Genomic DNA, 12,089 nt, shown 5'->3' on the forward strand with positions numbered 1-12,089 from the left:
GCTGCCGATGCGCGCCGCAAATATCGAAATGTCGTCGGCAGACATCATATCTGTTGAGCTACAATGAGCGAATCATTCCCGAACCACGGAGCACACCCCATGCAATTGACTGGAGAGATGCTGATCGGCGCCGACGCGGTGGCCGGCTCGGCCGGTACCTTGCACGCGTTCGACCCGTCGAATGGCGCGCCGATCGACGCGCCGGCCTTCGGCGTCGCGACGCAGGCCGACGTCGAGCGCGCGTGCGAACTCGCGCGCGATGCCTTCGACGCGTACCGCGCCCAGCCGCTCGCGGCCCGCGCGGCGTTTCTCGAAGCGATCGCCGACGAAATCGTCGCGCTCGGCGACGCGCTGATCGAACGCGCGCACGCCGAAACGGGCCTGCCCGTCGCACGGCTGCAGGGCGAGCGCGGCCGCACCGTCGGCCAGCTCCGCTTGTTCGCGCGCGTCGTGCGCGACGGGCGTTTCCTCGCCGCGTCGATCGATCCCGCGCAGCCCGAGCGCACGCCGCTGCCGCGTTCGGACCTGCGGCTGCAGAAGGTCGGGCTCGGGCCCGTCGTCGTGTTCGGCGCGAGCAACTTCCCGCTCGCGTTCTCCGTGGCCGGTGGCGATACCGCGTCGGCGCTGGCGGCCGGCTGCCCGGTGATCGTGAAGGCGCATGAGGCGCACCTCGGCACGTCCGAGCTGGTCGGTCGCGCGATCCGCGCGGCGGTGGCGAAATGCGGGATGCCGGCCGGCGTGTTCTCGCTGATGATCGGCCCGGGCCGCGTGACCGGCGCAGCGCTCGTCAGTCATCCGGCGATCCAGGCCGTCGGCTTCACCGGGTCGCGGCAGGGCGGCATGGCCCTCGTGCAGCTCGCGAACGCGCGGCCGCAGCCGATTCCCGTCTATGCGGAAATGAGCAGCATCAACCCGGTCGTGTTGTTCCCGGCCGCGCTGGCCGCGCGCGGCGACGCGATCGCGACCGGCTTCGTCGATTCGCTGACGCTCGGCGTCGGCCAGTTCTGTACGAACCCGGGCCTCGTGCTGGCGATCGACGGTCCCGATCTCGACCGCTTCGAGTCGGTCGCCGCGCAGGCGCTCGCGAAGAAGCCGGCCGGCGTGATGCTCACGCGCGGCATCGCGGACGCGTATCGCAACGGTCGCGGCAAGCTGGCCGAACTGCCGGGCGTACGTGAAATCGGCGCGGGCGAGACGGCGCAGACCGAATGCCAGGCAGGCGGCGCGCTCTACGAAGTCGCCGCGCAGGCGTTCCTCGCGGAGCCGGCATTCAGCCACGAGGTGTTCGGGCCGGCATCGCTGATCGTGCGCTGCCGCGATCTCGACGAAGTCGCGCACGTACTCGACGCGCTGGAGGGCCAGCTGACCGCCACGCTGCAGATGGACGCCGACGACAAGCCGCTCGCACGCCGCCTGCTGCCGATCCTCGAACGCAAGGCCGGGCGTCTGCTCGTCAACGGCTATCCGACCGGCGTCGAGGTGTGCGACGCGATGGTGCACGGCGGGCCGTTCCCGGCGACGTCGAATTCGTCCGTCACGTCAGTCGGCGCAACCGCGATCGAGCGTTTCCTGCGGCCCGTGTGCTATCAGGACTTCCCGGACGATCTGCTGCCCGAAGGACTGCAGGAAAGCAATCCGCTCGCGATTCCGCGGCTGCGGGACGGCAAGGCGGAGTGAGGTGCTGAACGTGACCGACTGAAGGCCGCGTCCCGGGAGGGGCGCGATTCGGTACGTTGACGGATGGCGGCGGACGATGCCCACGGGCGGCGTCCGCCGTTTTCATTTATGGCGGGGTTTCGTGCCGCGGGGTTGCGCATGCTGCCGAGCGCGCGACGAGCCGGCCCCCACCTTCCGCGCCGCCTGAATTTCTCCTACAGTAGCGAGGCTGCGGGCCGTTCGGCCCGCTGGCGAGCCTGAGAGACCGACACAAGACCAACAAGGAACCATCCGATGAACATCAGCAAGCGCGGCGACCACCTGTTCGCCGCCGGACTATGGAAGGCGATCGGCGACGTCGCGCATTCCGTGCGCAGCCGCATCGGCCAGTACAGCGAAGGGCGCGTGCTCGCGAATGCGCTGCTGGAATTCCAGCGCGACCTCGGCGGCAGCGAATTCGACGTGACCATCAACCAGGGGCGGCCCGTGACGGGCTCCGATGCGCATTCGCTCATGTTCGGCCTCGCCGTGCGCCGTTTCAGGCAGGACATGGAGGCGCTGGTGTTCGCGCTCGAGCAGCGCCGCGGCATCGACGAACGCGACCAGAACCTGCGTACCGACGCGCTGACGCAGGCCAACAGCGCGCTGCTGACCGCGAAGCAGTCGGCGACGATCACGGTCGGCCGGTTCTTCGATGCGGTTGTCGACCGCGACGTACTGGGGCAGATTCTCGGCGGCGAGTCGAACGCACGCGTGCGTTCGGGCGCGCAGGAACAAATCGAGACGACCCGGATCAAGCTCGGCAACGTGCGTCACCGGATCATCGGCGTCATCGCGCAGATGTGACCGCACGCCTTCGTTGGCGGGGTGCAGCGCACTGCCGCCGCTGCAAACGACCGCGGCCGGCAAGAGCCGGCCGCGACGCAACACTGACGACAAGCCGGCCGCGGTGCCGCTGAACGCACCGCGCCGTCCGTCCCCGCTTACTGCGGGCCCATCTTCTTGATCAGCACGTCCAATTCGGCGACTTCGGCGTCGTTGAGGTCGACGAGCGGCGCGCGCACCGGGCCCGCGTCGTGGCCGACGAGCTTCGCGCCCGCCTTCACGATGCTGACCGCGTAGCCCGCGCGACGGTTGCGGATCTGCAGGTACGGCAGGAAGAACTCGTCGATCAGGCGGCCGACCGTCGCGTGGTCGTCCTTCGCGATCGCTTCGTAGAATTCCATCGCCGTCTTCGGGATGAAGTTGAACACGGCCGACGAGTACACCGGCACGCCGAGCGCCTTGTACGCGGCTGCGTAGACTTCGGCCGTCGGCAGGCCGCCGAGGTACGCGAAGCGGTCGCCGAGGCGGCGGCGGATCGTCACCATGCTCTCGATTTCGCCGACGCCGTCCTTGAAGCCGATCAGGTTCGGGCAACGATCGGCAAGGCGCTCGAGCATGTCGGCGTTCAGCTTCGAATTCGCGCGGTTGTACACCACGACGCCGATCTTCAGCGCGCGGCACACCTGCTCGACGTGTTCGGCGATGCCTTCCTGGCTGGCTTCGGTCAGGTAGTGCGGCATCAGCAGCACGCCGCTCGCGCCGAGGCGCTCGGCTTCCTGCGCATATTCGATCGCGACGCGCGTCGCGCCGCCGGCGCCGGCCAGGATCGGCACCTTGCCCTTGCAGGTTTCCGTCGCGACGCGGATCACGTCCGAATACTCGCGTTGCGTGAGCGAGAAGAATTCACCGGTGCCGCCGGCCGCGAACAGCGCGGTCGCGCCATACGGCGCCAGCCATTCCAGGCGCTCCGCATAGGTGGTCGGGCGGAAGCTACCGTCTGCGTCGAAGTCCGTCAGCGGAAACGACAGCAGGCCGTGGGAGATGATTTGTTTGAGTTCTTGCGGTGAGGTCATGGTTGGGTCGTCCGTCTAGCGCGAGCGCAGCGCGAGTGCAGGTTTGTCGGGCACGGCATCCGAGCCGGATTGGCGATGTCGTTGTATGTCATCGTACAACGAGGGAAGGGGTGACGCAAGCGGTTTGCCGGCGGGCGGGGGTTAGGGTCTTTCCGGATAAGGGTTTACTCAGCATCCCGGTTAGTGTTGAATGTCGTATGATGACTAACGATTTGACCGGTAGCCTCCCAGGAATTCCGATGACTGCTTCCCCTCTCTACATCCGCGTGCGCCCGGACGACAACGTCGCGATCGTCGTCAACGACGGCGGCCTGCCCGAGGGCGCGACGTTCGCCGACGGCCTGACGCTGCGTGAAGGCGTGCCGCAAGGGCACAAGGTCGCGCTGGTCGACCTCGCGGCCGGCGATCCGATCGTCCGCTACAACGTCGTGATCGGCTATGCGCTCACGGAGCTGCGCCGCGGCAGCTGGGTCAACGAGCGCACGATGCGCATGCCCGAGCCGCCGGGGCTCGACGACCTGCCGCTCGCCACGCGCGCCGCGCCGCCGCTGGCGCCGCTCGAAGGCTATACGTTCGAGGGCTTCCGCAACGCCGACGGCTCGGTCGGCACGCGCAACATCCTCGCGATCACGACGACCGTGCAGTGCGTGTCCGGCGTCGTCGAGCATGCGGTGAAGCGGATCAAGGAAGAACTGCTGCCGCGCTACCCGAACGTCGACGACGTGGTCGGGCTCGAGCACACGTACGGCTGCGGCGTCGCGATCGATGCGCCCGACGCCGACATTCCGATCCGCACGCTGCGCAACATCAGCCTGAACCCGAACTTCGGCGGCGAGGTGATGACGGTGAGCCTCGGCTGCGAGAAGCTGCAGCCCGAGCGCCTGTTGCCGCCCGGCGCGATTCCGCTGACGGCCGACGGCGCAGCCGACAACGGCGGCGTGGTGTGCCTGCAGGACGCCGCGCACGTCGGCTTCAACTCGATGATCGACTCGATCATGAAGATGGCCGAATCGCACCTGGAGCGGCTGAACCGCCGTCGCCGCGAAACCTGTCCGGCGTCGGATCTCGTCGTCGGCGTGCAGTGCGGCGGCAGCGACGCGTTCTCGGGGCTGACCGCGAACCCGGCGGTCGGTTTCGCGGCCGACCTGCTGGTGCGTGCCGGCGCGACGATCATGTTCTCGGAAGTGACCGAAGTGCGCGATGGCGTCGCGCAACTCACGTCGCGCGCCGCGAACGAGGACGTCGCGCGCGAGATCATCCGCGAGATGGACTGGTACGACCGTTACCTGGAGCGCGGCCGCGTCGACCGCAGCGCGAACACCACACCCGGCAACAAGAAGGGCGGCCTGTCGAACATCGTCGAGAAGGCGATGGGCTCGATCGTGAAGTCGGGCAGCGCGCCGATCGCCGGCGTCGTGCGTCCCGGCGATCGTGCCCGGCAAAAGGGGCTGCTGTACGCGGCGACGCCCGCGAGCGACTTCATCTGCGGCACGCTGCAGTTGGCGGCGGGGATGAACCTGCACATTTTCACGACGGGCCGCGGCACGCCGTACGGCCTCGCGCAGGTGCCGGTGATCAAGGTCGCGACGCGCAGCGATCTCGCGCGCCGCTGGCACGACCTGATGGATCTCGACGCGGGGCAGATCGCGACCGGCGCGGCGTCGATCGAGGACGTGGGCTGGGAGCTGTTCCGGCTGATGCTCGACGTCGCGAGCGGCAAGCGCCGCACGTGGGCCGAGCAATGGAAGCTCGCGAATGCGCTGACGCTGTTCAATCCGGCGCCGGTGACCTGAAGCACGGTTGCGATGGCCGACGATGCGGGCGCCTTCGGGCGCCCGTTTTCATTGCGGCGGCGCGCGCTACGCGTGGTCGTTCGGCAGGTCGAACAACGCATGCGCGTACTCGACGCGGCCGAAATGATGTTTCCACAGCCGCACGCCGAGTTCGCCGCTGCGATCGAGCGACGAACCGGCCGTGAGATCCGCGAGCAGCGTCGGGTGCAGGCCCGCGTCGAACAGCGCGAAACCGGCCGCGAGCACGCACGTGTCGGTCTGGATCCCGCAGACGAGCACGCGTTCCGGCGCGAGCGCGCGCAAGTGCTCGACGGCTTCGACGGGCAGCCCGTAGCCGTGCTTGACGAACACGCGATCGGCGGCGATCAGGCTGTCGTCGTCGCGGGACGGACGCCAGCCGAGCTGCCGCTCGAACGGCACGCGCGCTTCGTCGTGACGCTCGACCGTCGCGACGCTCGGCAGGCGCCCGACGAGCGCGCGCACGCGGGTGACGAGCCATTCGGGCGGTGCGAACGTCGGCTGGATGTCGACGATCAGGAGGGCTTGCTGCATGGCGGATGACGTCCGGAGGTCCAGGCACGCCGATTCTAGCGCGTGCGCCGGCGGCGCGATTTCCTTACCTCGAACGTAATCGACCGCCTGCGCGGGGCCGGCGACGATAGCGGCACGCGAACCCGACAGGTTCGCGGCGCTGTCCTCCCTTCATCCACACCAGGAGCCTCGCATGAACACCGCCCAAACCGTCCAGTCCGCTCACGCCGAGCTGATCGACCGCTACTTCGATGCATGGAACGAACCCGACGCCGCGCGGCGGCGCGCGCTGATCGATGCGACCTACGCGAGCGACGCGGCCTATCGCGATCCGCTGATGGCCGGCGACGGCCACACGGGCATCGACACGATGATCGCGGCGGTGCAGGAACGCTTCCCCGCGTTCCGTTTCCGCCGCACGACTGACGTCGACGGGTTCGGCCAGCACCTGCGTTTCTCGTGGGCGCTCGTGTCGCCCGACGGCGCGGCGATCGTGAGGGGTTCGGATTTCGGCACCGTCGACGCATCGGGCCGCCTGAAGTCGGTCACGGGTTTCATCGACGAAATGCCGGCCGCGGCGCCGTGACGCGAGCCGCGACATGCGCGGCAGCGTCCGGGATCGGGTAACGTTATGCGGTTCGTTCCTGATCCCGGAGACAAGCCGACATGCTGAAGAATCTCGATCCGCTGCTGCACGCCGACATCCTGCACGCGCTGCGCGCGATGGGCCACGGAGATGAAGTCGCGATCTGCGACGCGAATTTCCCGGCGGAATCCGTCGCCGAGCACACGGTGGTCAGTCGCGCGCTGCGCATCGACGGTGCCGATTCGGCGCGCGTCGCGCGCGCGGTGCTGTCCGTGCTGCCGCTCGACACGTTCGTCGACACGCCCGCGTGGCGGATGGAAGTCGTCGGCGATCCGGTCGCGGTGCCGCCCGTGCAGCGCGAGGTGCAGGCCGAGATCGATCGCGCGGAAGGTCGCGCGGTGCCGCTCGCGGGCCTCGATCGTTTCGCGTTCTACGAGCGCGCGCAGCAGGCCTACGCGGTGATCGTCACCGGCGAGCTGCGCGGCTACGGCTGCTTTCTGTTCAAGAAAGGCGTGCTGCTGAGCGACGCGGCTTAGGGCCGGTTCCTTTTATTCGCGGCACGGCCGAACGCCGTTTTTCGCGGCGCGGCCGGGCCCGCCCCGCCGCCGCAGTGTAAAGATTTGCTACAACCTTTTTCTTGGACACCGCGGAAAGTCCCTCTATGCTGGCCCATTTGCCGCGGGCCCCGCAGGGCCGCGCGGCCCCGAACCGCACGGGGTGTGCCCCGTGCGGACGGCCGAATTGCATACGAGGAGAGAGGCATGACGCGTTCCGTCGATTCCGGCGTCATTTTTTTCGCGCGCCTGGCGCTGGCGGCGTTGTTCTTGTGGGGCGGCGTGATGAAGCTGCTCGGCTACGGCGATTTCATCGGCTATCTGCACGCGCTGAACGTGCCCTATTCGCAGGTGATGGGCCCGATCGTCGTCACGATCGAAGCGCTCGGCGGCCTGCTGCTGATCGTCGGCTACAAGGTGAGGCCGCTCGCGTTGCTGCTGGCGTTCTATACGATCGCGACCGCAATGGTCGGACACAATTTCTGGGACGCGACCGACGCCGCGGTCCAGCACGACATGGTCATCCACTTCTGGAAGAACGTCGCGATCGCCGGCGGCTTCCTGTTGCTGTTCGTGACGGGCGCCGGCGGCGCGAGCATCGACGCGCTGCGCCGGCCGAGTTCGTCGTATGGCGCGCTGCGCTGATTCGAGCTGAACGGGGCAACGCGCGCAAGTCGTCGCACTGAAGCAAAACAGAAGGGCCGAATTCCGCACGCCGCGGGATTCGGCCCTTCGTTCATGCAGCGGGCGCGTGCGCGCCGGCGTTCAGCGTGCGTCGTTCAGATCCGGCGCATCCTTCGAGAACTGCACGGCGATCGCGCCGAGCACGCAGATCGCCGCGACGTACACGACCGGCGCGAGCGGATTCGACTTCATCATCAGCGACACGATCACCGGCGTGAGGCCGCCGAAGATCGCATACGCGACGTTGTACGAGAACGAGATGCCCGAGAAGCGCACGACGGCCGGGAAGCTGCGGACCATCACGAACGGCACCGCGCCGATCGTGCCGACCGCGAAGCCGGCGATCCCGTAGTACAGCGGCAGCGTCGACGCGTCGGCGGCGACCTGCACGAACAGCAGGTAGTAGCACGCGGCCAGCACGAACCCGCCGATGCCGAGCACGCGCTTCGCGCCGATCCAGCCCGCGAGCGATCCGGCGGTGACGCAGCCGGCCGTCAGGCACAGCGTCGCGACGCTGTTCGCGAACAGCGTGGTCGCGGGCGACAGGTGGAACTGCTTCTGCAGCAGCGCGGGCGTCATCAGGATCACGACGACGATCGCCGCCGACAGCATCCACGTGAGCAGCATCGACACGATCACCGCGCGGCCGTGGTCGCGCAGCACGGCCTTCAGCGGAATCTCGGCTGCGAGCGCCTTCTTCGCCTTCATCTCGGCGAACACCGGCGTCTCGTGCAGCCAGCGGCGCAGGTATACGGAGAACAGGCCGAACACGCCGCCGAGCAGGAACGGAATGCGCCACGCGAACGCGGTCACTTCGGCGCCCGAGTAACGGCTGTTGATGCCGGCGGCGACCAGCGAGCCGAGCAGGATGCCGGCCGTGAGGCCCGCGGTCAGCGTGCCGCACGCATAGCCGATGTGGCGCGACGGCACGTGCTCCGACACGAACACCCATGCGCCCGGCACTTCGCCGCCGACCGCCGCGCCTTGCAGCACGCGGAACAGCAGCAGCAACACCGGGGCGAGGATGCCAACCGAGTCGTAAGTCGGCAGCAGGCCCATCAGCAGCGTCGGCACCGACATCATCAGTACGCTCAGCGTAAACATCCGCTTGCGGCCGAACAGGTCGCCGAAGTGCGCCATGATCACGCCGCCGAGCGGGCGCGCGAGATAGCCGGCCGCGAAGATGCCGAACGTCTGCAACTGGCGCAGCCAGTCGGGAATGTCGTGCGGGAAGAACAGCTGCCCGATCGCCGGCGCGAAGAACACGAAGATGATGAAGTCGTAGAACTCGAGGGCGCCGCCGAGTGCGGCAAGGCCAAGGGTTTTGTAGTCGCCGCGCGTGAGCGCGCGTTCGGCGGCGCGAGGCACGCCGCTCAATTCGGAAGCTTGCATGGTCAGGACGATCGGTTTTCGAATGTAGTTGTCGGTGCTGCGTCTCCAGGGCCCGCTATCGGCATGGACTGACAAGGCGCGGCTTGCATCGTCGAAGCGTGCCGGGTGCCGGATGGGGCACGAAACACGCGCCGTCGCACCGGGATGGGGCGCGACGCGGACGAGGCGTCAAAGCGGGTGGGGGGATTCTACAGGAGCGCGAAATGCGCGGGCGCGGCGGTGCGCCGACGCATGTTCCGGACTTCGTCGAGCCGAAACGCAAGCGGCGCGGCAGGCGGGGTGAGCCGCTTGCCGCGCCGCGCGGGGCATGGGCCCCGCGATCAGTTGCCGGCGATCGTGTCGACCGGCTTGAACGCGCCGTGCTCGACCTTGTAGATCGTCACCGGCGCATCCTTCAGGTCGCCCTTCGCGTCGTACGCGATGCTCGGCGCCGACACGCCCTTGACCGACACCTTGCCGAGATACGGCGTATAGACTTTCGGGTCGGTCGAGTTCGCGTCCTTCATCGCGGTGAGCAGCGCGATCGTGCCGTCGTACGCGTAGGGCGAGTAGGTGATCACGTCTTCGTTGAAGCGTGCCTTGTAGCGCGATGCGTAGCCGGCGAAGCCCGGCATCTTTTCCTTCGGCAGCCCGCCCATGTAGACGATCGCGCCTTCGGCCGCTTCGCCGCCGACCTTCAGGAACGTCGGCGAGCGCGACATCTCGCCGGTCACGAATGCCGACTTCATGCCGAGCTGGCGCATCTTGCGGATCATCGGCGAAGACTGCGCATCGCCGCCGCCGTAGAAGATCGCGTCGGGGTTGACGCCCTTCAGATTGGTCAGGATCGCGGAGAAGTCGAGCGCCTTGTCGTTCGTGAAGTCGCGCTTGACGATCGTGCCGCCCGCGGCCTGCACGGCCTTCGCGAATTCGTCGGCGATGCCCTGGCCGTAGGCCGTGCGGTCGTCGATGATCGCGATGCGCTTGAAGTGCAGCGACTTCACCGCATAGGTGCCGACGATGCGGCCGGCCTGCGCGTCGCTCGTCAGCAGCCGGTAGGTCGTCTTGTAGCCGCGCGCCGTGTATTGCGGCGACGTCGCCATCGAGATCTGCGGCAGCCCCGCGCGATCGTACAGGTCGGACGCCGGAATGCTCGTGCCCGAGTTGAAGTGGCCGATCACGCCGCGGACATTGTCGTCGATCAGCCGCTGCGCGACGGTCGTGCCGGTGCGCGGGTCGGCCTGGTCGTCCTGCGAGTCGAGCTGGAACGTGACGGGCTTGCCGCCGATCGTCGGATGCGTTGCGTTGAAATCGGCGATCGCGAGTTGCACGCCCTTCTGCATGTCCGCGCCGTAGTTCGACTGCGGCCCCGTCAGCGGTGCGGCGAAACCGATCTTGACGACGTCGGCGGCGATGGCGTGTGCGCCCGACAGTGCGCAGGCAGCAGCCAGCGCGACGTGCGATACCTTCAGCTTCACTTTCACTTCCCCTTGATGGCGTGGTTGGGCCGCCGCCGGCCAGCCGGCCGGTGCGGTAAACCGGGCGAGACGTATCGGTAGGCACGCCGATGCGACGGCGGTGCGGCTCGCCGCGCGCCGCGCGGGTTATGCCGGAATCGGCGTGCGCGGTAGCGGCGGGATGTCGTCTCGTAACCGTTGAGCGAAGTCTAGGTAGCGAAAATACCCGCGTCTTGCGCGTTCGGTGCGCCGCCGGCGACGATTTCGGCATATCGTCGATAACCCTGATATATGCTGAAATCGTCATGCGGAGTGCGCAAACGCGCCAAGACGCGACATGCCGGCATTTCTAGGATGGCGGGTTCGGGCATGCGTGGTCGCGGCGCCGGCGGAGTGCGCTGGATGTTGCCGCCCGCACCGGCCGACGCGAAATCGTCTCCGCCGGACACGCGAGCGGCGCGGTGGTTGTGTGCACAACCTCACGGCGTACGATGTGCCGACGTATGCGGTCGCTGAATCACCGCCGATCGGCGGCGCATTGCGCGGGCCACCGTGTGCCGAGCCGAGAGCCGAGAGCCGAGAGCCGAGCCGCGCCGCGCCGTCCCGCTCGCTTGCCCGCGATCGCCATGACGCGTTCGAGAGCGCACTCCTATAATCGACGCCATCAGCCACTCCCTTCGCAGATGCCGGGATGACGACCTTCCTTGCCGCACCGCCCATGAGCCTGTCCGATACGTTGCGCTACCAGCCCGACAACGCCGATCTCGGCGCGATGCTCGCGCATTTCCGCCTGCTCGAGCCGGTGTTCGACGCGCTGCCCGACGTCGCGTTCTTCGTGAAGGACGCGAACGGCCGCTACGCGCTCGTCAACCGCACGCTGGCCATGCGCTGCGGCTACAAGGACAAGCGCGACCTGCTCGGCAAGACGACCGACGAAGTGTTTCCGCGCCGCTTCGGCCGCACCTATTTCGAGCAGGACATGGCGACGATCACCGCCGGCCAGCAATTGATGGACCAGCTCGAGCTGCATCTGTATCCGGGCCGTCAGCCGGGCTGGTGCCTGACCTGCAAGGAGCCGCTGCGCGACGCGGCCGGCAAGGTGGTCGGCCTCGCGGGCATTTCGCGCGACCTGAAAGCGCAAGAGGGCTCGCATCCGGCGTACAGCAAGCTCGCCGACGTGGTCCAGCACATCCAGGATCACTACGTGCAGCCGCTGAACCTCAAGCAGCTCGCGCAGATGGCCGGGATGTCGGTCGCGCAGCTCGAACGCTACTTCCACAAGGTGTTTCACCTGACGCCGCGCCAGGTGCTGCTGAAGACGCGGCTCGACGCGGCCACGGCATTGCTCGTCACGCACGACAAGGTGACCGACGTGGCGGCGCTATGCGGTTATACGGATCACAGCGCGTTCACGCGCCAGTTCAAGGCGACGGTCGGCGTGACGCCGACGGAATACCGGCTGATGCTGCAGGATCGGGCGGGGTGAAGCAACGCGCCGGCCGGGCCGGCGGTTCGGGATGATCGGGGTGAGGCGGGAACGGTGAGCGGGAAAAGCGTCG

At 68.0% G+C, this 12,089-nt stretch carries 11 protein-coding genes; 7 read left to right on the forward strand and 4 right to left on the reverse strand.

What is annotated here, in order from left to right; genetic code table 11:
* Window positions 1–99 precede the first annotated feature (99 nt).
* Both FFI87_RS18485 and FFI87_RS18490 read left to right on the forward strand, forming a co-directional pair.
* The gene (locus FFI87_RS18485) at window positions 100–1,677 is read left to right on the forward strand and encodes an aldehyde dehydrogenase (NADP(+)) (protein ID WP_138849559.1); all 1,578 of its coding nucleotides are present in this window, start codon (window positions 100–102) and stop codon (window positions 1,675–1,677) included.
* A gap of 273 nt (window positions 1,678–1,950) precedes the next feature.
* The gene (locus FFI87_RS18490) at window positions 1,951–2,502 is read left to right on the forward strand and encodes a hypothetical protein (RefSeq protein WP_006752327.1); all 552 of its coding nucleotides are present in this window, start codon (window positions 1,951–1,953) and stop codon (window positions 2,500–2,502) included.
* A gap of 137 nt (window positions 2,503–2,639) precedes the next feature.
* Here FFI87_RS18490 and kdgD read toward each other — a convergent pair whose 3' ends face one another.
* Window positions 2,640–3,554 carry a 5-dehydro-4-deoxyglucarate dehydratase gene (gene kdgD / locus FFI87_RS18495; protein WP_006752326.1) on the reverse strand — a complete coding sequence of 305 codons (915 nt, stop codon included), beginning with the start codon at window positions 3,552–3,554 and terminating at the stop codon, window positions 2,640–2,642.
* A 239-nt stretch (window positions 3,555–3,793) separates the two neighbouring features.
* Between kdgD and garD the strand changes: the two genes are divergently transcribed.
* Window positions 3,794–5,347 carry a galactarate dehydratase gene (garD, locus tag FFI87_RS18500; protein WP_138849558.1) on the forward strand — a complete coding sequence of 518 codons (1,554 nt, stop codon included), beginning with the start codon at window positions 3,794–3,796 and terminating at the stop codon, window positions 5,345–5,347.
* A 66-nt stretch (window positions 5,348–5,413) separates the two neighbouring features.
* Here garD and FFI87_RS18505 read toward each other — a convergent pair whose 3' ends face one another.
* Window positions 5,414–5,899 (reverse strand): cysteine hydrolase family protein, encoded by a 486-nt coding sequence (locus FFI87_RS18505; protein WP_012366887.1) that lies wholly within the window; start codon window positions 5,897–5,899, stop codon window positions 5,414–5,416.
* Between the two features lie 172 nt (window positions 5,900–6,071).
* On the opposite strand from FFI87_RS18505, the gene FFI87_RS18510 reads away from it, so the two are divergent.
* The 3 genes from FFI87_RS18510 to FFI87_RS18520 all read left to right on the forward strand — a co-directional run bounded on the left by FFI87_RS18510 (window position 6,072) and on the right by FFI87_RS18520 (window position 7,663).
* Window positions 6,072–6,464 carry a nuclear transport factor 2 family protein gene (locus tag FFI87_RS18510; protein ID WP_012366886.1) on the forward strand — a complete coding sequence of 131 codons (393 nt, stop codon included), beginning with the start codon at window positions 6,072–6,074 and terminating at the stop codon, window positions 6,462–6,464.
* 80 nt (window positions 6,465–6,544) lie between these two features.
* Window positions 6,545–7,000: an RbsD/FucU family protein gene (locus FFI87_RS18515; protein ID WP_138849557.1), complete on the forward strand. Its 456-nt coding sequence runs from the start codon at window positions 6,545–6,547 to the stop codon at window positions 6,998–7,000.
* A 225-nt stretch (window positions 7,001–7,225) separates the two neighbouring features.
* Entirely contained in the window at window positions 7,226–7,663 is a 438-nt protein-coding gene (locus FFI87_RS18520) for a DoxX family protein (RefSeq protein WP_138849556.1), read from the forward strand.
* 120 nt (window positions 7,664–7,783) lie between these two features.
* On the opposite strand, the gene FFI87_RS18525 is transcribed toward FFI87_RS18520, so the two are convergent.
* Together FFI87_RS18525 and FFI87_RS18530 are read right to left on the reverse strand one after the other, a co-directional pair.
* Entirely contained in the window at window positions 7,784–9,094 is a 1,311-nt protein-coding gene (locus tag FFI87_RS18525) for an MFS transporter (RefSeq protein ID WP_138849555.1), read from the reverse strand.
* Window positions 9,095–9,414: 320 nt separating this feature from the next.
* Window positions 9,415–10,551 carry a branched-chain amino acid ABC transporter substrate-binding protein gene (locus FFI87_RS18530; protein ID WP_011659627.1) on the reverse strand — a complete coding sequence of 379 codons (1,137 nt, stop codon included), beginning with the start codon at window positions 10,549–10,551 and terminating at the stop codon, window positions 9,415–9,417.
* 670 nt (window positions 10,552–11,221) lie between these two features.
* Between FFI87_RS18530 and FFI87_RS18540 the strand changes: the two genes are divergently transcribed.
* Window positions 11,222–12,016: an AraC family transcriptional regulator gene (locus FFI87_RS18540; protein WP_011659626.1), complete on the forward strand. Its 795-nt coding sequence runs from the start codon at window positions 11,222–11,224 to the stop codon at window positions 12,014–12,016.
* Window positions 12,017–12,089: the final 73 nt, after the last annotated feature.

It is taken from the genome of Burkholderia sp. KBS0801 (genome assembly GCF_005937855.2).
GTDB lineage: Bacteria > Pseudomonadota > Gammaproteobacteria > Burkholderiales > Burkholderiaceae > Burkholderia > Burkholderia ambifaria.

What these genes read in the sequence shown, in the direction of transcription:
- FFI87_RS18525 (WP_138849555.1), bottom strand. Translation starts at nt 9,094, where the DNA reads ATGCAAGCTTCCGAATTGAGCGGCGTGCCTCGCGCCGCCGAACGCGCG.
- FFI87_RS18510 (WP_012366886.1), top strand. Translation starts at nt 6,072, where the DNA reads ATGAACACCGCCCAAACCGTCCAGTCCGCTCACGCCGAGCTGATCGAC.
- FFI87_RS18520 (WP_138849556.1), top strand. Translation starts at nt 7,226, where the DNA reads ATGACGCGTTCCGTCGATTCCGGCGTCATTTTTTTCGCGCGCCTGGCG.
- FFI87_RS18490 (WP_006752327.1), top strand. Translation starts at nt 1,951, where the DNA reads ATGAACATCAGCAAGCGCGGCGACCACCTGTTCGCCGCCGGACTATGG.
- FFI87_RS18540 (WP_011659626.1), top strand. Translation starts at nt 11,222, where the DNA reads ATGACGACCTTCCTTGCCGCACCGCCCATGAGCCTGTCCGATACGTTG.
- garD (WP_138849558.1), top strand. Translation starts at nt 3,794, where the DNA reads ATGACTGCTTCCCCTCTCTACATCCGCGTGCGCCCGGACGACAACGTC.
- FFI87_RS18485 (WP_138849559.1), top strand. Translation starts at nt 100, where the DNA reads ATGCAATTGACTGGAGAGATGCTGATCGGCGCCGACGCGGTGGCCGGC.
- FFI87_RS18515 (WP_138849557.1), top strand. Translation starts at nt 6,545, where the DNA reads ATGCTGAAGAATCTCGATCCGCTGCTGCACGCCGACATCCTGCACGCG.
- kdgD (WP_006752326.1), bottom strand. Translation starts at nt 3,554, where the DNA reads ATGACCTCACCGCAAGAACTCAAACAAATCATCTCCCACGGCCTGCTG.
- FFI87_RS18505 (WP_012366887.1), bottom strand. Translation starts at nt 5,899, where the DNA reads ATGCAGCAAGCCCTCCTGATCGTCGACATCCAGCCGACGTTCGCACCG.